16 protein-coding genes are annotated in these 20,168 nt (G+C 61.5%); 9 read left to right on the top strand and 7 right to left on the bottom strand.

Features of this window, described 5'->3' with window-relative positions:
- The first annotated feature begins 163 nt into the window (after positions 1–163).
- Both AC0IW7_RS09810 and AC0IW7_RS09805 read left to right on the top strand, forming a co-directional pair.
- Positions 164–403, top strand: a complete 240-nt coding sequence (locus AC0IW7_RS09810) for a DUF4160 domain-containing protein (protein WP_471817527.1) — start codon at positions 164–166, stop codon at positions 401–403.
- Complete coding sequence (locus AC0IW7_RS09805) at positions 400–945, top strand: DUF2442 domain-containing protein (RefSeq protein WP_471817525.1); 546 nt, start codon at positions 400–402, stop codon at positions 943–945. The genes AC0IW7_RS09810 and AC0IW7_RS09805 overlap by 4 nt, the downstream gene beginning before the upstream one ends.
- Before the next feature lie 45 nt (positions 946–990).
- Here AC0IW7_RS09805 and AC0IW7_RS09800 read toward each other — a convergent pair whose 3' ends face one another.
- The 5 genes from AC0IW7_RS09800 to AC0IW7_RS09780 form a co-directional block, all read right to left on the bottom strand.
- Complete coding sequence (locus tag AC0IW7_RS09800; protein ID WP_471817523.1) at positions 991–1,698, bottom strand: anti-sigma factor; 708 nt, start codon at positions 1,696–1,698, stop codon at positions 991–993.
- Entirely contained in the window at positions 1,695–2,249 is a 555-nt protein-coding gene (locus tag AC0IW7_RS09795) for a sigma-70 family RNA polymerase sigma factor (RefSeq protein ID WP_471817521.1), read from the bottom strand. The genes AC0IW7_RS09800 and AC0IW7_RS09795 overlap by 4 nt, the downstream gene beginning before the upstream one ends.
- An 82-nt stretch (positions 2,250–2,331) precedes the next feature.
- On the bottom strand, positions 2,332–2,859 hold the full coding sequence (locus AC0IW7_RS09790; RefSeq protein ID WP_471817520.1) for a DUF3455 domain-containing protein: 528 nt from the start codon (positions 2,857–2,859) through the stop codon (positions 2,332–2,334).
- Positions 2,860–2,977: 118 nt separating this feature from the next.
- Positions 2,978–4,207: a sensor domain-containing phosphodiesterase gene (locus AC0IW7_RS09785; protein WP_471817518.1), complete on the bottom strand. Its 1,230-nt coding sequence runs from the start codon at positions 4,205–4,207 to the stop codon at positions 2,978–2,980.
- A gap of 182 nt (positions 4,208–4,389) precedes the next feature.
- Positions 4,390–5,283, bottom strand: a complete 894-nt coding sequence (locus AC0IW7_RS09780) for a LysR substrate-binding domain-containing protein (protein WP_471817516.1) — start codon at positions 5,281–5,283, stop codon at positions 4,390–4,392.
- Between the two features lie 129 nt (positions 5,284–5,412).
- On the opposite strand from AC0IW7_RS09780, the gene AC0IW7_RS09775 reads away from it, so the two are divergent.
- The 3 genes from AC0IW7_RS09775 to AC0IW7_RS09765 all read left to right on the top strand — a co-directional run bounded on the left by AC0IW7_RS09775 (position 5,413) and on the right by AC0IW7_RS09765 (position 12,684).
- Positions 5,413–6,429: a fatty acid desaturase family protein gene (locus AC0IW7_RS09775; protein WP_471817514.1), complete on the top strand. Its 1,017-nt coding sequence runs from the start codon at positions 5,413–5,415 to the stop codon at positions 6,427–6,429.
- A gap of 11 nt (positions 6,430–6,440) precedes the next feature.
- Complete coding sequence (locus AC0IW7_RS09770) at positions 6,441–7,280, top strand: sugar phosphate isomerase/epimerase family protein (RefSeq protein WP_471817512.1); 840 nt, start codon at positions 6,441–6,443, stop codon at positions 7,278–7,280.
- Positions 7,281–7,722: 442 nt separating this feature from the next.
- Complete coding sequence (locus AC0IW7_RS09765; protein WP_471817510.1) at positions 7,723–12,684, top strand: Ig-like domain-containing protein; 4,962 nt, start codon at positions 7,723–7,725, stop codon at positions 12,682–12,684.
- 253 nt (positions 12,685–12,937) lie between these two features.
- Here the strand turns inward: AC0IW7_RS09765 and AC0IW7_RS09760 are convergent, their stop codons facing one another.
- The gene (locus AC0IW7_RS09760) at positions 12,938–13,408 is read right to left on the bottom strand and encodes a MarR family winged helix-turn-helix transcriptional regulator (RefSeq protein ID WP_471817508.1); all 471 of its coding nucleotides are present in this window, start codon (positions 13,406–13,408) and stop codon (positions 12,938–12,940) included.
- Positions 13,409–13,669: 261 nt separating this feature from the next.
- Here AC0IW7_RS09760 and AC0IW7_RS09755 point away from each other — a divergent pair, with 261 nt between their 5' ends.
- From AC0IW7_RS09755 to mhpT, 4 genes are all read left to right on the top strand, one after another.
- Entirely contained in the window at positions 13,670–14,500 is an 831-nt protein-coding gene (locus tag AC0IW7_RS09755; RefSeq protein WP_471817506.1) for a p-hydroxycinnamoyl CoA hydratase/lyase, read from the top strand.
- Between the two features lie 13 nt (positions 14,501–14,513).
- Complete coding sequence (locus AC0IW7_RS09750; protein WP_471817504.1) at positions 14,514–15,962, top strand: aldehyde dehydrogenase; 1,449 nt, start codon at positions 14,514–14,516, stop codon at positions 15,960–15,962.
- Between the two features lie 88 nt (positions 15,963–16,050).
- Positions 16,051–17,925, top strand: a complete 1,875-nt coding sequence (locus AC0IW7_RS09745) for a feruloyl-CoA synthase (protein WP_471817502.1) — start codon at positions 16,051–16,053, stop codon at positions 17,923–17,925.
- Between the two features lie 39 nt (positions 17,926–17,964).
- Positions 17,965–19,155: a 3-(3-hydroxy-phenyl)propionate transporter MhpT gene (gene mhpT / locus AC0IW7_RS09740; protein ID WP_471817500.1), complete on the top strand. Its 1,191-nt coding sequence runs from the start codon at positions 17,965–17,967 to the stop codon at positions 19,153–19,155.
- 102 nt (positions 19,156–19,257) lie between these two features.
- Here mhpT and AC0IW7_RS09735 read toward each other — a convergent pair whose 3' ends face one another.
- Positions 19,258–19,992, bottom strand: a complete 735-nt coding sequence (locus AC0IW7_RS09735) for a carbonic anhydrase (RefSeq protein WP_122492190.1) — start codon at positions 19,990–19,992, stop codon at positions 19,258–19,260.
- Between the last annotated feature and the right edge of the window lie 176 nt (positions 19,993–20,168).

Genomic DNA, 20,168 nt, shown 5'->3' with positions numbered 1-20,168 from the left:
CCTTCGAGGCTCCGTTTTTTTATGGGCGAAGCAAAAGCGTTTTTGCGTGCATTGTTCCGACGGCGCCTGCTTGCATTGCCTTCAGCTCTTGCTCGCTGCGTCGGATAGCCAGCGGCCAAGCGAACGAGCTTAATAGGGAAAATATTTCTCTAGCAGGGAAGCCATGGCTACGTTAGAAAGTACCGACAGCTGGAAAATCAAAATTTACCCACACGACCATCCGCCACCTCATTTCCATGTGCAGACACCGGACGGGGAGTCGTTGGTCGACATCGCCACGCTAGTAGAGCGTCAAAGCGGGGCCAACAAGCGCGCGCTTAGAGCCGTGATGACGTGGGCTGCCGAAAACCACGCAATCCTCGTGCGCGTGTGGAATGAACAGAACTGCAGGAGCGCCGCATGAATAAAAAGCTGCGTATTACTGACGTCAAAGCGAGCGATCAACACGTGCTGCTGATCACTTGGAACAACGGCCGCGTCGTAAGTGTGAACATCGCCGAGGCCATTCACGCCTTTCGAGTGCTGGAGCCGCTGCGCGACCCCGCTGTTTTTAACCAGGCTGAGGTTGGCCAATGGGGGTTTGATGTGGTGTGGCCGAACGACATTGAGTTGTCTGCCACCACGCTGTATCGGCTAGGCATGGAGCAGGCCGGGCAAGCCATGCCTAAAAGCGCGTTCAAAGCCTGGATGCATCGGCATGGGCTATCGCTTACCGGAGCCGCCGAGGCGCTGCACCTTACGCGGCGAACCATCACCGCCTACAGCTCCGGCCCGAATCCCATTCCGTATCACATCGCCTTGGCCTGCAAAGGTTGGGAAGTAATGCAGGGCGCCGGACAAATGAGCGAGTCGCGCGGGCGTTATGGCGTGGAGCCGGCTGCTCAGCAGAGCGAAAAGCCGGCCAAAGCGGTCAAAAGCAGCAAGCGGAAACCGCCCGCGAAGTGACCGCGAAGTGCTTTTAGGATCGGTTTTTCACAGACCCTACGAGGCTCAAATGACCTTTACCGCCCGGCCAATAAACTGAATCGGCCCGGTCGGTTTCCCAATTGGCGAGCCGGTTTTCTGTTCCAGGGTCAGTTCGAACAGCTGGTTGTCTTGCAGCGGCGGGAGTTTATCCAGCGGCACATGCAGGGTTTGCCCCGGTTTGACCAAGCCCAGCGACACCGGGCCTTGCCAGCCATCGCCCTTGGTCCAGAATTCCAACGCCTTGTCGCTCGGTACTTCAGCCACGCCCAGCGGGATCAGCTGGATTTCGTTCGGGTTGTTGGCTTGCACCACCCAGCCCGGCGCGTTGCTTTGCGGGGCGACCAGTACAACGAGGTAAGTCGGCGTGGCGGATGGCACGGTCTGCGTGGCAAGCAACACGGCGAGCACCAGCGAGGCGCTCAGGCCCACCAGCGTCAGGCCGCGCCACAGCGCCAGCAGGTTCCACCAAGGCGTGGCGGCGGGTGGCGTTTGTCGATTCGCCAGCAGGCTGCGTTCGATACGCGCCCATAGCTGACGCGACGGTGTGTGCGGTTTGGCCAGCGCGGTCAACGGGTGCAAGCGTTGCTCCCATTCATCTACCGCACGACGCAGCGCGGGCTCGAAGGGTAGCCGGGCTTGCACCTGGGCGCGTTCTTCTGCCGGCAGGGTGCCGAGCACGTACTCGCCGGCCAGTTCATTGAGGGCGTCGTCTGTTTCGTGGCGTGTGGTCATCCCATGCACCCTCGTAAGGCCACCAGGCTGCGTTTGATCCAGGCTTTGACGGTGCCCAGCGGCGTCGCCAGTTTGTGGGAAATTTCAGCGTGGGAGTAACCGTCGACATAAGCGTGAATCACGCACTGGCGGCGTTCGGGCTCCAGTTGTTCCAGGCAGCCGTGGATGCGCTCGGCTTGCATCAGGCCATCCCAATTCTCTGCGCTGTCGTTGCTGCCGGCTTGTTCGGCCAGCGCCTCCAGCGTGTGCGTATCGTCTACTTGAACGTCGCGGCCGTGGCTGCGCAGGTAGTTGAGCGCCAGGTGCCGAGTAACGCTGTAGATCCAGCCGCGCGCGGAGCCGCGTTCGGCGTCGAAGCTGCCGGCGCCAGCCCAGATTTTCAGAAAGGCGTCGTGCACGATGTCTTCGGCCAAGGCGGTGTCGCGCACCAGCTGCCGGGCCACGCCAAGCAAGCGCGGGCTTTCCTGCTGATACAAGCGATGCAACGCCTCGCGTTCGCCCCGGGCGCAGGCGGCCAGCGCGGCGGCGTAGTCAAAAATAGGTTCGGACAAGGTGAGGTTCGTCAGCAGAAGGAAAGGGCACGCGCCAGCCTAGACGACTTTACGCGTGCCCATACGCCGTGATCGTTTCCGGTTATTTGGCGGCCCAGAAAATGTAGTCGGCCTGGTAGCTGACGATTTCCTTTTTGCCCTTGTTGGCGGCGGTGCACGCGGTGGCCGGCGCAACGCCGCCTTTGAGCGCTACGCGCTGAATGTAGGCCACGCCGGTCATGGCGCCTTTGCCTTCGGCCGGGTTGGCTTTGACCAGTTGATACGGCAGGTTGCCGGCGCCCGACGGTGCTACGGCCACTTGGGTGCCGGTTACTTTCGAGCCGTCCTGCGCTTGCCAAGTGGCGGGCGGGCCGAAGTAGGTGCCGACCTGCTTGCCGCTGCGGTCGCTGAGCACGGCTTTGGGGCCGACAAAGAACCATTCCATTTGCCCAGCGGCGTCTACTTTGTCACGGCATTCGTAGGTGATCTCACCCTTGCCGACAGTTTCCAGGGCCACCTTGTGGCCGTCCGGCACTTTTACGCTGTCGGGCAGTTCCATGGCGGCGTGCGCAGCGGGGGCCAGCAGGCAGCTGGATAGCAGGGCGAGGCCAAGCAGGTTTTTGCTGTTCATGCGGTTCTCTCCAGTAGGGATCAGCGGGCAGCGCAATCGGCTGCTGGAGGTACTACACGCGGGACGGATGATTGGATGCAGCAGCGAAGCAATATTTTTTACCGAGGATTTTTGCCGATCAGTGCGGATAGCGGCGCATGCCCTTCAAGGCGTCAGCCAGCGGCTGGGGGCGTCCGAGCAAGTAGCCCTGAACCTTGTGCACGCCCAGGGCGCGCAAGGTTTCCAGTTCTTGCTGGGTTTCCACACCTTCGGCCACCACGCTGCTGCCGGTTTCACGGGCGAAGGCGATTAGTGATGAAGCCAGGGCGCGGCGTTTGAAGTCGTTGTCGATGCCTTGGGTGATGCTCATGTCGAGCTTGATGATGTCGGGGCTCAATTCAAGGATGTGCCGCATGCTGGCGTAGCCGGCGCCGGTGTCGTCGATAGATAAACGCACTCCGCGCTGACGCAGCGGCGCGAGCGCTTGCTCGAGACGCACGTAGTCGGCCACGGCGGCGTGCTCGGTAATTTCCAGTACCAAGCGGCGCGGCGGCAGGTTTTGCAGCATCGGCGTCAGGCGCCCGCTGTAGACCAGTTGCGGCGAGCAGTTGAGCGCCAGGTACGTGTGGCCGGGCATATCGCTGAGCGCTTTAACGGCCAGTTGGATCGCGCGCAGTTCCAGGTCGACGCCGAGGCCGGCTTCGGCGGCTTCGATAAACCATTGATCTGGGGTTTGTGACGGTTGCGTGCTGAAGCGCGCCAGGCATTCCCAGCCGCACAGTTCCAGACTTTGCGCCGCCAGAATGGGCTGGTAAACGATGGTGGGCTGGTCGCTGGCCAGCACTTCGGAAATGCGGCGGTGCTTGTGCACGCGGTCGCGTACGCGTTTGAGCTCGCTGTCGAGCTGGTCGGCGATCAGCTCGGCAAACACGCGCATCACCTGCACGTCACGCTCGCTCAAGGTGTCGTCGGCCGCGTAGCCAAAGCAGCATAGGGTGCCGTAGAGGCGGCCGTCGCTGAGCCAGATGGGCACGCTCAAGTGCGCGCCAATCGGCAGCTCGGCGGTTTCCGGCAGTTCCTGGGCGAGCGGGCACATGGCTGTGTCGGCGATTAATTCCGGGAGTAGCCCGTCGACCACGCGCTGGCAGTAGCCGGCTTCCGGTCCCAGGGTGTCGCCGGGACTGATGGGCGGCTCGCCCTCGGCATCCACGTGGGTGAACACACGGTCTTCGACGCGAAACTGGGCGATGAACGCGACATCCATGCCCAGGTGGGTGCGCAGCGCTTTGAGCACGCGGTCGATGTAGCTCGAATCGGATACGCCCTGAGGACGCAGGGCGATCAGTTCAGCGAGTTGTACGGCGGTCATTCCCTGAGCCTCCCTTACAGATCACCTGAAACTAAAGCCGGAAAAACCACTGCTGGCCACTGCTGCCAGCGTCATGTGCAGTGCGTGCGACCGTATGCAGGCGAGTGTTCAAACGGCGCGGCCCTCTCTTGCCTGTGGAACACGCCGGGCGCGGAAAGTTGGAGGTTTCGGGCGACTGCCGCTCAGCGTAGCGGCGGGAAATGACCCTGTAGCCACTGGCAGAACAGCTGCGCGCTGGGGCTGCTCCGCTGCGCTTCGGCGATCACCAAGCAGAAGGTGTCGGTGAGCACCACGCGCTGGCCAAACGGCGCGACCAGCACGCGGGCGGCCAGGTAGTCGGCGCAGGTCAGCGGATCGCCGATCGCGATGCCTTGCCCGTCGATGGCCATGGTCAGACAGGTGAGCGAGTCGTGGGCGGTGGTCGCCTTGGTGCTTTCGTAGGGCAGCGCGTCAGCGGCGGCTAGCCAGCGACGCCAGGTGCGGCGGTCGCCTTCGTGAATCAGTGTGTGATTGGGCAAGTCGGCCGGCGTTTTCAGCGGCACGTTGCCGGTCAATAAGGTTGGGCTGCACACCGGGAATTCCTCCATGCGCAGCAGCGGGTGCGCCTGGAAACCGCGCCACGGCGGCGAGCCAAAAATAATCTGCACCGCGCCGCTGGCACCGAGCTGGCTGCCGGTGAGCGATTGCATGGAGGCGCCGAGCTTCAATTCCAGCTCGATGTCTGGGTGCTGGGCGCGAAACTGCGGCAGGCGTTTGACCAGCCAGGTGTGGGCGAAAGCGCCGTCGACAAACAGGCTGAGGGTCGACACGCGCGGCAGCAGCTCGGCAGTGGCGCGTTGAATTTGCTGCAGCGGTTTTTGCACCTGCGACAGGTATTTCTGCCCGCTGTCGGTGAGCGCCAAGCCGCGGTTGGTGCGGTGAAACAGCTGCACGTCGAGCTGCGCTTCCAATTGCTTGAGCTGACGACTGACGGCCGATTGCGTCAGGCACAGTTCTTCGGCGGTGCGGCTGACGTTGAGGTAGGTGGCTGCCAACACAAAGGTGCGCAGGGCATCGAGGGACGGAAAGCGCGTCATGGCGGGCTCGGTGGCGAGGTCTGGTATGCGTGCCAGTCATACCAGCCATGCGCTTTTTTTGATATCCCCCGGCCCATCGTTTTTGCCACGCTGGGTTATCGAGCTATAGCGGTAGCGGGGGAAATCGGCGTGTTGCAACTGTTCAAGGAAACGCGGGGCGCGGTCTGTCATGGCCTGGCGCTCACCTATGCGTTGGTGGGCTATGGCCTGGGGCTTGCCGGTTTGTTCAGCGCCAACCTGCTGGTCAATCTGTTCGCCACGCTGTGGCTGGCGCATGCCATGGTCATCGCCGGTTATTTGCTGCATGAGTGCGCGCACAACACCGTGTTCAAACGCAACGAGCACAACGCCCGGCTGGGCAAGCTGCTGACGTGGGTAACCGGCAGTTGCTACGGCACCTACGAAGACATTCGCTTCAAGCATTTTCGCCATCACGTCGATAACGCCGACGTGATCTGGTTCGAGCATGACAAATGGCTGGCCCGCCATCCGCGCGTACTTAAAACCATCGAAGCGCTGGAATGGCTGTACATCCCCGCCCACGACCTGTTGATGCACGCGGTGATGGTGTTTAGCGCCTTCCTCATTCCCCAGCGCAACGGCCAGCGCGCCCGAAATTTGGGGTTTGTGCTGGTGCGCGGCAGCTTGTTCGCGGCGCTGCTGTGGTTCGCCCCGTTTGCGGCGCTGCTCTACGTCGTCGCGTACCTGCTGATGATGACCGTGCTGCGCTTTATGGATGCGCCGCAGCACGACTATGGCAACTCGCCGACGCTGTTCGACAGAAGCCCAGCGCCTCACAAGGGCGACCGTGCCTACGAGCATCTGCACACCTTCAGCAACGTGCTGTCGATGAAACACCCGTGGGTGAATGTGCTGGTGCTGAACTTCGGCTACCACAATGCCCATCACGTGAAGCCGACCACGCCGTGGTATCGCCTGCCAGCCGTACACCACGAGTTGTATGGCGACGAGCGCGCGATGCTGTTGCCGTTCCGGGCACAGCTAAAAAGCTTTCACCGCTTTCGTGTGGCGCGTGTCGCCGGCACGGGCGACGGACCAGAGCCGGCTGCGGCGGATTACCTGACGATGATGCGCAATGGCGAAATTCGCGGCGGCAACGCAGCCTCGTTCCTGACCTCTTTCTAATGGCGCCCAGCATGCAAAAACTCGAAGTCTTTCAGTCGCTGTGGGGCATGGAACTCAAGCACCCGACGCAGCCCGAACGCAGCCATGAAGAAAACTTCGCCATGGCCGCCGAAGCGGGGTTCGCCGGCATCTGCCTGGACCCCAACACCGACGAATTACCGTACTACCGCGAGACCCTGCCGCTGTTCGAAAAGTACGGCTTGAAGAGCATGGTCAACCTGTTCCCCCGCCGCGTCAGCGACATGCGTCACTTGCTGGAATTCGCCCGCGAAGTGAGCGCGGTGAAGGTCAACACCATCGCCCAGGTGATGCCGGTGAGCGTGGCCGGCGCGGTGCCGTTGATCAGTCGCTGGCTGGAAGAAGCGCAAAGCATGGGCATTGAGTTGCTGTTTGAAACCCACCGCAACGGCATCCTCAACGACCTGTACTTCACCCTCGAAGTGCTCGACGCCATTCCCGAACTGCAGCTCACCGCTGACCTTTCGCACTTCGTGGTCGACCGCGAATTTCCCCTGCCCATCAGCGCGCGTGACCAAGGGTTTATCCAGCGCATTCACGAACGCACCGACTGCCTGCAAGGCCGCATCGCCACGGCCGAGCAGGTGCAAATTCAAATTGATTTTCCGCAACACCAAGCCTGGGTCGAGCAGTTCAAAGTCTGGTGGAAACAAGGCATGGCCAGCTGGCGCGCGCGCAATGCGGCGGATGCGACTTGCGTGTTTCTCTGTGAGCTAGGGCCGCCGCCGTACGCGATTACCGGGGGCGATGGGTTGGAGCTGTCAGATCGCTGGCAGGAGGCGTTGGTGATTAAGGGGTGGGCGAAAGAATTGTGGGGGGAGTTGGACAGATGAGTAGTCGCACATGGCGCTTCACTGCGATTTCGGTCTGATTTTTTAAGTGCTTTTGTCGATGCGTTGACTCGGAGTGGCAAGTCACCCGCATAGATGCTGTCTGATTCGAGTTACGGACAAGTCCTACGTATCTAAAGGATGTGAAATCGGCTGGCCCTTCGAGGAAAAAACCTTGCTTCGGACTGCCGACAGTGTCCGATACCCAGTCCCTCCAGGTGGGAAGCCCCTTACGGGAACGTCGTTCCAAATTCCGTTCTGGTTGTCCAGCGTGCCAACACGTATGTGAGGCTCGAAAAAGCATCATTTGCACGAATGAATTTGCCGCTCGCTCTGTGGGAATGATCCTACTGGTCTTAGTCTTTCTTCTGGCCTAATTCGCTTTACTGCCATGGAAGTATCCGCCGCCTAACCGCCACCTGGCGCCCATAGGCAGCATCTGACCATGACTCAACCGCAATCGTTTCTACGCAAGTCTCTTGCCGTATACCTCTCTCTCTGCACGCTGTTTGCGCCCATCGCGCCCGCGTTTGCGACCTCCGAACCACTTCCTTGCTCGTGCGCCGCTAAGCAAGACTTACCTGAGCTAGGGGGCAGCATTGGCGAGTCCTCGCCGAAAAGCGCGCCCTCAGAATGGCTTGCTCAACCAAACGACTTTGACCTTGCGCCCAGTGTCCTGCGCGACCGCACTAAAGGCGCCGACGAAGCCGTAAGCATGGGCACAGGAATGCTTTCCAGCGCTGCCAGCGCCGCTACTGAAAGTTGGCTCGCAGCGCATCACATTACGTCAGCGGTCTCGCTCAATATCGCGGACGGCGGCCTTCGTGGCGGCAGTCTCGACATGCTCGTACCGTTTTACAACGCCGGTAAAAACCTGGTCTTTACCCAATTTGGCATGCGCCGCGCGAATTCCTATACCGTTGACTACCGCAACACCTTCAACATGGGCGTTGGTTATCGTCACGAGACGAACGGCTGGCTTCTTGGCGTGAACAGCTTTCTGGACCGTGATGCCCAGGGCGACCATGACCGCCTGGGTATGGGTGTGGAAGCGTGGACTGATTTCCTGAAAGTCAGCGCCAACAGCTACAAGCGCTTATCGAACTGGAAGAATTCTCCCGACCGTGCCGATTACCAGGAGCGCCCAGCCGCTGGCTGGGATGTGCGTGCGGAAGGTTATCTGCCGGCTTACCCACAATTGGGCGGCCAGATCATTTTCGAAAAATATTACGGCGATGAGGTGAGCCTGTTCTCGGCCAACGATCGGCAGAAGAACCCCCACGCCATGACCCTTGGCGCTATCTACAACCCGGTGCCGCTGCTAAGTCTCGGCGTCAATCACCGCATCGGCCAGGACGGTCTCGCAGATTCCTCCGCCAACCTTACGTTCAATTACCGGTTGGGCGAGTCGTTCGCCAAACAGGTTTCGTCGTCGAGCCTCATTGCAAGCCGACTGGTTACCAATGCGCGGTACGACCTCGTCGCACGTAATAACGAGATCGTGCTGGATAACCGCAAAAAAGCCTTAGAGCTTAAACTTCCGGCGGCGGTTAGCGGCAAGGGCAATGAAACCGTACTGTTTACCGTCACCGGAGCGAGCAACTTCGCTTCGCTTTCCTGGGTGGGCCCCGCTGCCAGCTTCGCCGGTCCCCCCTCCATTGATGGTACTGCCAGCCTGACGTTGCCTGAGCATATTGACGGCGGCGTTAACACCTACACCTTGCAAGCCATGGGCATGGACCGTTCGGGTCGTAGCCAGCTATCCAACGTGATGACGGTCAATGTGCTGACTACGGTTCTGCAAATTGACGCGGCTCCCGCCACTATCGTTGCCGACGGCTTTAGCACTACCACGCTTAGCGCTTATCCAGTGGACTCACTTGGTAAAGGCACACGTACCGCTCAGACCGTGACCTGGACTACTAGCGCCGGCACGCTGGCTAGCGACACATCTGATACAGATAGCCGCGGCGTAGCGCGCATGGTGTTGACAAGTCCTACGTCGGCCGGACTGGCCAAGATTGAAGCGCAGATGGGTACCGTCAAAGGCTCGACCTCCGTACGCTTTGCGGCGGGTCTTCCAAGTGCCGATAGCAGCGCGCTCTTGTTGGAGGCCACACCACTTTCCATAACCGCCGACGGCGTCAGCAGTTCCTCGCTGACGGCGACCATTTACGACGACCTAGGCAACCCGGTCGATGCCGGCCATGCGGTTAATTGGGAAACGACCTCTGGACAATTGGCCGATACAGCGTCGCTTACCGATGCCACTGGTGTGGCTAGGATGAAATTGACCAGCTCGATCAAAACCGGTGTAGCCCAGGTTCAAGCCAGCATTGGCGCGGCCAAGCAGCGCGTCCCTGTCAGCTTCGTTCCCGGCATCCCAGCGACCGGCAACAGAGGCCTGGCGCTTAGCGCTACGCCTACAACCATCAAGTCAGATGGCATTAGCACTTCGGCGCTAAGCGCGCTGATTTCGGACGACAAAGGAAACCCCGTGGAAGCCGGCGTAACGGTCAACTGGAGCGCCAGTGCCGGCTCCCTCACTGGTGACGTTTCGTATACCGACACCGATGGCGTCGCCACGATGACTCTGACCAGCGAAGCATTGCCAGGCGCGGCGAAGGTCAAGGCAAGCGCAGGCGCGTCCAATAACGAACTGACCGTTACCTTCGCCCCGGGTGTGCCTGCGGCAGGCAGCGCCGGGCTTGTCCTACTCGCCTCCCCTGATTTGATTACAGCCGACGGCGTCAGTACATCCGTGCTGACGGCTACAGTCCTCGACAACCAAGGCGACCCCGTCGGCGCGGGCATGCAAGTGGATTGGAGTGCCTCGATCGGTACGTTGACGAGCGAGGCCACCAGTACCGATGTAAACGGTGTGGCCACGGTTTCATTGATCAGTTCGACCATCGCCGGTAAAGCCACGGTAGACGCCTCTGCGGGCGTAGCATCCAACGCGGTGGACGTTACCTTCGCGGCGGGGCTTCCGGCCGCCGGCAAAAGCGGCCTGGCCATCAGTGCTGCTCCTTCGGTGATTGAAGCTGATGGCATCAGCACCTCGGCGCTAACCGCCGTGGTTAAAGATGCACATGGCAACACCGTCGACGCTGGCGTGAACGTGACCTGGACAACCAGCGCAGGCAGCGTGACTCCGTCTAACGCCGTCACCGATGCGACCGGTAAGGCTACTGCCGTGCTCACCAGCACGGCATCGGTAGAGACTGCGACCGTGCAAGCTGAAGCCGGCGCCGCGCAAAATTCGGCGGATATTCTGTTTGTCCTCGGCGCCGCGACCATCACCAGCGCGACGCTAAACCTGGCCGCTTCGCAGAGCTCGCTGCTCGCCGATGGAGCCAGCACGTCCAGCCTGACCGCGACGGTTAAAGACATTAAAGGTCAGCCAGTTGGCGCGGGTATTCCGGTGAACTGGACAACATCGGCCGGGCAATTGAACGTGACGGTTTCCACTACCGACTCGAACGGCCAGGCCAATGCCGTGCTCACCTCGTCGACCGTTTCGGGGAGTGCGGATGTGCAGGCTGTGTCGGGCGCTGCCCATGATCAGCTTGACATCACTTTTGCTCCGGGCGTGCCAGCTGCTGGCGCAGACGGTTTGACGATCACGGCCACACCTGCGGTTATTCCCGCCGACGGCGGCAGCACGACCATGCTCAGTGCGCAGGTGCGCGATCGGTTCGACAACCCAGTAGCCCCCGGCACCCCGGTCACCTGGACCGTCAGCCGCGGCCTCCTGGCCAGCGCAGTTACCGCCACTGATTTCCACGGCGTGGCGCGGGTACAGCTGACAAGCGGGACGACTCCCGGTGCCGCCAATATTGGGGCAAGCGCCAACGCCGCCAATAACCACGCAAGCGTGACCTTCAGTACGCCCGCGCCGACCCATATAGCGGTCACACCCGCAGCAGCCTCCATTAACGGCGACGGCGCTAGTAACACCGTGCTGAGCGCGGCGCTGACAGATGTAAGGGGAATGCCGCTAGGCGCAGGAGTTCTGGTTGAGTGGAGTACCTCAGTGGGAACCCTTATGAGCGATGAGTCGATGACAAATGCTAATGGCGTCGCTAGTACCATCCTAACCAGTACTCCGGGCGCGCATGTCGCTTTGGTAGAGGCCAAGGTGGGTGCGGTGCAGGGCTCGGCTAAGGTGGTCTTCACTGTGGGCGCGCCGGCAGCCTTGACGCTCAGTGCGAGCCATACTTCCATTGTTGCGGATAGCAACTCGAAATCTACTTTAAGTGCGCAGGTCTGGGACGCTGACCTACAACCGGTAGGTGCAGGCATAGTGGTTTATTGGACAACCACTGCAGGCACGCTTGGTGATCGCTCATCAACAACTGATGTCAGCGGCGTTGCAGTTATGGAACTGACCAGCGCTTCAGAACTGGTCACTGCCGCGGTTTATGCCACCGCACAGAGCGCGACTAATCTCACCCATGTGCGCTTTACCGGCGGCGTAACCGCGAAGCTTCAACTGACGCCTACCCCTACAGTCATCGATGGGGACGGCAAAAGTACCTCGCTATTAAGCGTTGCGGCGACAGACATTAGCGGCAACCCTGTCGTTGGCGCAGTCGTTCGATGGACGACCAGTGCAGGCACCTTAGTGAATGACGTTTCTACTACAAACGCGTTAGGGATTGCCACTATGACCCTGACTAGCTCGAAAACCGCTGCGGTAGCTAAGGTCGTTGCGACGGTAGACAAGATAGCTGGCTCGGCGGAAGTGACGTTTGCCCCGTTAGTGAATAGCGTCACGGTCTCAGTATCGAATGCGGCGATTATCGCCGATGGCTATACGCGTTCAACTATCTCGGCTTCAGTCGTCAACAACCAGGGGAAACCGGTGGGCGCCGGTGTGGCGGTGCAGTGGACATCCAGTGCCGGCACTCTCTCAGACAGAACGTCTTTGACGGACGCCGCAGGTATAGCCAAGACAGAGTTAACCAGTTCCACCGCGGTTTCTAAGGCTGCTATCGAAGCATCGGCGGGCTCGGTGAAAGGTAGCGGGAGCGTAGCGTTTACCGGCGGTCGATTGACGTTTGGGCAACTACCAAACTTTGGTGCGGCACTACGGGGGCAGGTGACATTTAACGCAGTGGTTACTGATGATCAAGGGCGGCCAGTTCAAGGAGTGAAGGTATATTGGAAGTCAACTTTCGATAATCGTTTTGGAGGGAATTGGGCGAACAGCAGTGTCGCCGATATCCACTTCCTGCCGGCCCAGCCTTTCTCAGTTACTGATTCGGCCGGTAACGCCCAAATGACGTTTGCTGCCAACCTGCAACACTACTGGGCTCAGTCATATACAGTTTCGGCTGGAATCGGAAGCGGTTTGCGCTCCATCGTCGAGACAGCCTACTTTGCTGTGTTTAACCCTTATTGAGGTCCTGATACGAGTGTAGAAACGCCCTGGGGCTACCACCCGGGGCTTTTTTTGCGTTTAGGAAAATGCAGTACTTGCCTGGCTGCCTGCTACGCGACGCAGTGGTGAATTTGATTGATAACGCGCTGGGCATATTGCACGTCATCATGCTCGGCCGATCGCCAACTTGGCGGATTTTCATGAGCTTCAGGCTCGTGAGCGCCTCTGCGAGTGGGTCGCCGCCGCGACTAGCGACGACCGCGCCGCTATGGCGTTACCCCTCCCGATACAGCCGATTCAACAACCCCAACAGCTGTTCTCTTTCTTCAGCACTTAGGGCCGCCGTGGCGTCCTGGTCGCTCTGCACCACCACATCCTTCAACGTCTTCAACAACTGCTCACCCGCCTTGCTGAGAAACAGGCCGTAGGAGCGTTTGTCCGGGTTGCTGCGTACGCGCATGGCCAGGCCGCGTTCTTCGAGTTTGTTGACCATCAGCACCGCTTGCGGCGGCTCGATCGCCAGCGCTTTGGCGAGGTCGGCCTGCATCAGGCCCGGCGACTGCTCGATGATGCTCAGCGCAGTGAATTGTGCGGGGCGGATGGCGTGTTCTTCCAGGCGCGTGGTCAGGTGTTGGAAGATTTTCAGCTGCACGCGCCGCATTACATAACCCACCAGATTATCCAGCGCAGCGTCGAGCGTCGTCGGGTCGGCGGGCGCTGCCTGGGTTTTGGCTTTGCGGGGCATGGTGGCGTCCTGATGAGAAATGGTTAGGCATGTTAATAATTTTTTCGCCCAGATGCACAATCGGGACGAATATTTAGTTATTAGTGTTAACCGGTTAGGCTCGGGATTGCCCTGTATCTAAGGCTATGGCCAGCGTTTATTCGGCCATCCAGCTGAGGGTGTAGAGTGTCCTTCGAAACCTAGAACCGATTTATAGTTAATTGACATAACTAAAAATCCGGCTTAACTTCGCCTCATCCAACCCAGACATGAGGCAGTGACATGAGTACCTACGAAGGCCGGTGGCAAACCGTGAAGGTGGAAGTGGACGAAGGCATCGCCTGGGTCATTCTCAACCGCCCGGAAAAGCGCAACGCCATGAGCCCCACGCTCAACCGCGAAATGGCCGACGTGCTGGAAATCCTGGAACAAGACGCCGATGCCCGCGTGCTGGTGCTGACCGGGGCCGGTGAGTCGTGGACCGCCGGCATGGACCTCAAGGAATACTTCCGCGAAGTGGACGCCGGGCCGGAAATTCTTCAAGAGAAAATTCGCCGCGAAGCCTCGTACTGGCAGTGGAAGCTGCTGCGCATGTACAGCAAACCGACCATCGCCATGGTCAACGGCTGGTGCTTTGGTGGCGGCTTCAGCCCACTGGTGGCGTGTGACCTGGCGATCTGCGCCGACGAAGCGACCTTTGGCCTGTCGGAAATCAACTGGGGCATTCCACCGGGCAACCTGGTGAGCAAGGCCATGGCCGACACCTGCGGGCACCGCGAGTCGCTGTACTACATCATGACCGGCAAAACCTTCGGCGGGCAGAAAGCCGCCGCCATGGGCTTGGTCAACCAGAGCGTGCCGCTGGCGCAGTTGCGCGAAACCACGGTGGAGTTGGCGAAAAATCTGCTGGAGAAAAACCCGGTGGTGTTGCGCGCCGCGAAGGTCGGCTTCAAGCGCTGCCGTGAACTCACCTGGGAGCAAAACGAGGATTACCTCTACGCCAAGCTCGACCAGTCGCGGTTGCTCGACACCGAAGGCGGTCGCGAAGAAGGCATGAAGCAATTTCTCGACGACAAAAGCATCAAGCCCGGCCTGCAAGCCTACAAACGCTGATCGCGAGGTGTCCATGTTCGACGTGCCATTACTGATTGCAGGCCTTGCCCGGCCTTCCGCTGACGGCCGCACCTTCGACCGCCTGAGCCCGTTCACCGGCGAGGTGGTGTCGCGCGTTGCCGCCGCCACGTTGGAAGATGCCGATGCCGCGGTGGCAGCGGCCCAGGCCGCGTTCCCGGCGTGGTCGGCCTTGGCGCCGGGCGAGCGGCGCTTGCGGTTGTTGAAGGCCGCCGAACTGATGGAAGCCCGCGCCCCCGAGTTTATGGCCGCCGCCAGCGAAACCGGCGCCGCCGCCAACTGGTACGGCTTTAACGTACAACTGGCCGCCGGCATGTTGCGTGAAGCCGCGGCGATGACCACGCAGATTCTCGGCGAGGTCATCCCGTCCAACGTGCCCGGCAACTTCGCCATGGGTCTGCGCCAACCCTGCGGCGTGGTGCTCGGCATTGCGCCGTGGAATGCGCCGGTGATTCTCGGCGTGCGTGCCCTGGCCATGCCGTTGGCCTGCGGCAACACCGTGGTGCTCAAGGCCTCGGAAGCCAGCCCGTTCACGCATCGCTTGATCGGCCAGGTCCTGCATGACGCCGGATTGGGTGACGGCGTGGTGAACGTCATTTGCAATGCTCCGGAAGATGCGCCTGCCATCGTCGCCCAGCTCATCGCCAACCCGGCGGTGCGGCGGGTGAATTTCACCGGTTCCACACACGTCGGTCGTATCGTCGCCGAGCTGTGCGCGCGGCAGCTGAAACCGGCCTTGCTGGAGCTGGGTGGCAAGGCGCCGCTGCTGGTGCTGGACGATGCCGACCTGGACGCCGCCGTCGCGGCCGCTGCCTTCGGTGCGTACTTCAACCAGGGGCAAATTTGCATGAGCACCGAACGCCTGATCGTCGATGCCAAGGTGGCGGATGCCTTTATCAGCAAGCTCGCCGCCAAGGTGGCGCAGCTGCGGGCTGGGCCGGCAGAGGAAAGCGGCGCGGTGCTCGGTTCGTTGATCGACGCCCCTGCCGGCGAGCGCATCCAGGCGCTGGTGAACGATGCCCTCGGCAAAGGCGCAACGCTGGCAGCCGGTGGCGGACTGCAGGGCAGCATCATGCAGCCGGTGCTGCTCGATAACGTCACCGACGGCATGCGTTTGTATCGCGAAGAGTCGTTTGGCCCGGTGGCCGTGGTGCTGCGTGGCGAGGGCGACGAAGAACTGCTGCGCCTGGCCAACCACTCGGAGTTTGGCCTCTCGGCCGCCATTTTCAGCCGCGACGTTTCCCGTGCGCTGGCCTTGGCGCAACGGGTGGAGTCGGGCATTTGCCACATCAACGGGCCGACCGTGCACGACGAAGCGCAGATGCCCTTCGGCGGGGTGAAATCCAGCGGCTACGGCAGCTTCGGCAGCCGCGCCTCGATTGAGCATTTCACCCAGTTGCGCTGGGTCACGATCCAGAACGGGCCGCGCCATTACCCGATCTGAAACAGGCCGGTTCATCCCGCAATAACAAGAACAAACAAGCCCCCCGCCGCCACCCCGGCGCGGGCGGGCGCGCACAGAGGAAAGGCTCGTGAATGGAGAATTCGTAGCAACCCGCGCTGACCACGTGGTGCGCTATCGCCAGGTGGCCATCGGCAATCCGGGGGTGAACATTACCCATGGGGGCGACGGCAGCATTTACCTGCGCGCGCAGGAGCCACTCAAGCCAGCGCCGGCGCGTCTGCTCGACCGGCTGCTGCATTGGGCGCAGGTGAAACCGCAGGCCACGTTTGCAGCGCAGCGCGGTGATGACGGCAAATGGCAAACCCTCAGTTACGGCGAAATGCTCAGCAACGTGCGCGCCCTCGGCCAAGCGTTGCTGCGCTACGACTTGAGCGCACAGCGGCCGCTGATGATCTTGTCGGGCAATGACCTGCAGCACCTGCAACTGGCCTTCGCTGCCATGTACATCGGCGTGCCGTACTGCCCGGTGTCGCCGGCCTACTCGCTGCTGTCGCAAGACCTGGAAAAGCTGCGCCACATTGTCGGCCTGTTGCAGCCAGGCCTGGTGTTTGCCGCCGAGGCGCAGCCGTTCCAACGCGCCATCGAACAGGTGCTGGCCGATGACGTCGCGCTGGTGTTCACCCGTGGCACGCTGCCAGATCGGCGTAGCGAGCGCTTTGCCGATCTGCTCGCCACCGGCAACGTCGAGGCGGCCGACATCGCCTTTGATGCCACCGGCCCACACACCATCGCCAAGTTCCTGTTCACCTCCGGCTCCACCAAGCTGCCCAAAGCCGTGCCGACCACCCAGCGCATGCTCTGCGCCAACCAGCAAATGCTGCTGCAAACCTTCCCCGAATTCGCTGCGCAGCCGCCCGTGCTGGTCGATTGGCTGCCGTGGAACCACACCTTTGGCGGCAGCCATAACGTCGGCATCGTGCTCTATAACGGCGGCAGTCTGTACATCGACAACGGCAAGCCAACGCCCAACGGCATGGCCGAAACCCTGCGCAACCTCAAAGACATTTCCCCCACCGCCTACCTCACCGTGCCCAAAGGCTGGGAAGAATTGGTCACCGCGCTGGAGCAGGACGCCGAGCTGCGCGCGCGGTTTTTTGCCAAGGTCACGCTGTTCTTTTTCGCCGCTGCGGGTTTGTCGCAAAGCATCTGGGATCGCCTCGACCGCATCGCCGAGCAGCACTGCGGCGAGCGCATCCGCATGATGGCCGGACTAGGCATGACCGAAGCTTCGCCCTCGTGCACCTTCACCACCGGACCGCTTTGCGTGGCCGGTTATGTCGGCCTGCCGGCGCCGGGCTGCGAGACCAAACTGGTGCCGGTCGACGGCAAACTGGAAGCGCGCTTTCGTGGCCCGCACATCATGGCCGGCTACTGGGGCTCGCCTCAGCAGACGCTCGACGCCTTTGATGCCGAAGGCTTTTACCGCTCCGGCGACGCGCTGAAATTTGCCGACCCCGAGCGGCCTGAACTGGGCCTGATGTTCGACGGCCGCATTGCCGAAGACTTCAAGTTGTCGTCCGGCGTATTCGTCAGCGTCGGCCCGCTGCGCAACCGCGCCGTGCTCGACGGCACGCCCTATGTGCAAGACGTGGTGGTCGCCGCGCCGGACCGCGAGTGCCTGGGCTTGCTGGTGTTTCCGCGCCTGGCCGACTGCCGCGTGTTATCCGGCCTGCCCAGCGTGGCCAGCGACGCGCAAGTGTTGGCCCACGAGCGGGTGCGCGGCTGGTTCGCCGACTGGCTCAAGCGGCTTAACCAACACGCCACCGGCAACGCCACGCGACTGGAATGGATCAGCCTGTTGAGCGAACCACCCTCGATTGACCGGGGCGAAATCACCGACAAAGGCTCGCTCAACCAGCGCGCGGTGTTGCAGCACCGCAGCGCTCTGGTGGAAGCGCTGTATCGAGGCCAGGCGCCGCAGATTATTCGCTTCAACGGCTAAGCAAAGCGCCGCACACAACAATAAAAACTCGAGGTTTACATGCCCATTTCTACTGCGCAGAACGGCGCGTCGCTGCGCACCATTGCCCTGTGTTTTATCGTCGCCATGCTTGAAGGCCTCGACCTTCAAGCCGTCGGCGTCGCGGCGCCGGCCATGGCCCAGCACTTCGCCCTGAACTCGGCCGCGTTGGGCTGGGTCTTCAGCGCCGGCTTGTTCGGCCTGTTGCCGGGCGCGGTGTTCGGTGGCTGGCTGGCCGACCGCTTCGGGCGCAAAAGCGTGTTGGTGGCGGCCGTGGTGTTGTTCGGTTTGTTTTCGCTGCTCACCGCCCACAGCGCCACCTACGAGCAACTGCTCGCAGCGCGTTTGGTTACGGGGTTGGGCATGGGCGCCGCGCTGCCGATTCTGATCGCGCTGTCCTCGGAAGTCGCCAGCCCAGGCTTGCGCAACCTGGCTGTCAGCCTCACCTACTGCGGCGTGCCGCTGGGCGGAGCGATTGCGGCGCTGCTGGGTATTTTTGCGGTGTCCGGCGACTGGCGGCTGGTTTTCTACGTCGGCGGCTTTGCGCCGCTGGTGATCGCCTTGCTGCTGATGCGCTGGCTGCCCACGCCCGCCGCGCGCCAAGGGCAGACGTTGCCAGTGGGCGCCATCAGCCGCGAACTGCTCGGGCAACGCCGTGGCGCGTCGACCCTGCTGCTGTGGGGCGCGTGTTTCTGCACGCTGACCATTCTCTACATGCTGCTCAACTGGCTGCCGACCCTGCTCATCCAGCGCGGCCTCAGCCGTCTGGATACCGCCACCATTCAAGTGCTGTTCAACATCGGCGGCGTCGCCGGCTCGCTGTTGGCCGGACGCCTGATGGACAGCGGCAAGGCAATGCTCGCGGTGCTGCTGGCTTACCTCGGCATGCTCGCGGCCTTGCTGGCGCTGGGCCGCGTGGAGCAGGCGCAAGGGCTTTACCTCGCTGGCCTGGCCGCAGGTGCCTGCGCGGTGGGTGGGCAACTGATTCTCTATGCCCTGGCGCCGCGCCTGTATCCCGCGCATGTGCGTGCCACAGGGGTTGGCGTGGCCGTGGCGGTGGGGCGTTTGGGGTCCATGAGCGGGCCATTGGCGGCCGGGCAATTGCTGGCGGCGGGGGCGGGCGTGACCGGTTTGTTGCTGGCCGCTACGCCGTTGGTGGCGATAGCGGCGTGTGCTGTCGCCGTGCTGCTCAAGCGTGACCTGAACAACTGATTTTCCGAGCGACACATCCTCAGCTCCACTGGACTCCACTGAGGATGATTTTTGCCGCGTCGTAGCCTTAAGCCCGCTACGGCGCGGTTTTTTTCGCGTGGTTTATTGCGCTGAATAACGCGGACGCGGCGTAGCCACCGGAATCGGACTGGTGCCATCGAGCGGCAGGAACTCCGCGCGTTCGGCGTCGTAAGCGCGAATCTCGCAGGTATCGATGCTGTAGACCCAACCGTGAATAAACAACTGACCGCTGGCCATGCGCGAAGCCACCGAAGGATGGGTGCGCAAGTGCTGCAATTGCGCGACCACGTTTTCCTCGGTCAGCACGCCGAGGGTCTCGTGCTCCGTGCCGCAATTGCAGTTATCCGCCACCATGATTTTTGCCACTTCGGAATGACGCAACCAGGCTTTGACCGTGGGCATTTTTTCCAGCGTGTCGGGGTTCATCACCGCGCGCATGGCGCCGCAATCGGAATGGCCGCAAACGATGATGTGGTGCACACCGAGCGCCAACACCGCGTACTCGATGGCGGTGGAAACGCCGCCGTTCATTTGCCCATACGGCGGCACCACGTTGCCCACGTTACGGGTCACGAACAGATCGCCCGGCGAGCTTTGCGTAATCAGTTCGGGAACGATGCGTGAGTCGGCGCAGGTAATAAACATGGCGCGCGGGCGTTGCGCGGTGGCGAGCTTTTGAAAGAGTTCTTCCTGCTCGGGAAACACTTCGGTGCGAAAGCGTTGAAAGCCGGAAACGATCTGCTGCAACGCCTCATCGGCGCCCTCGCCTTCCGCCTGGTCGAGGCGATCGAGGTTCTGTTGGTCGCGCGTGTTCATAAAAAACTCCTGAGCGAGAAACGGGGCCTGGATGACTATAGGCGGCTATTGTTCCAGCTTCGCCCTTGACGGGCTATCTTCGGTCCGCTGATCGACCTAACCGCACCACCGAGCTAGCGGTGTGACTAGTTTTTGGCATTGGCGTTCTGTTGTGAGTACAGTCCTTTTCGGCCTAT

The sequence above is a fragment of the Pseudomonas sp. AC229 genome (assembly GCF_979254655.1).
Note: the sequence above shows the minus strand (reverse complement) of the source record. Positions and strands in the feature narration are given on the sequence as shown.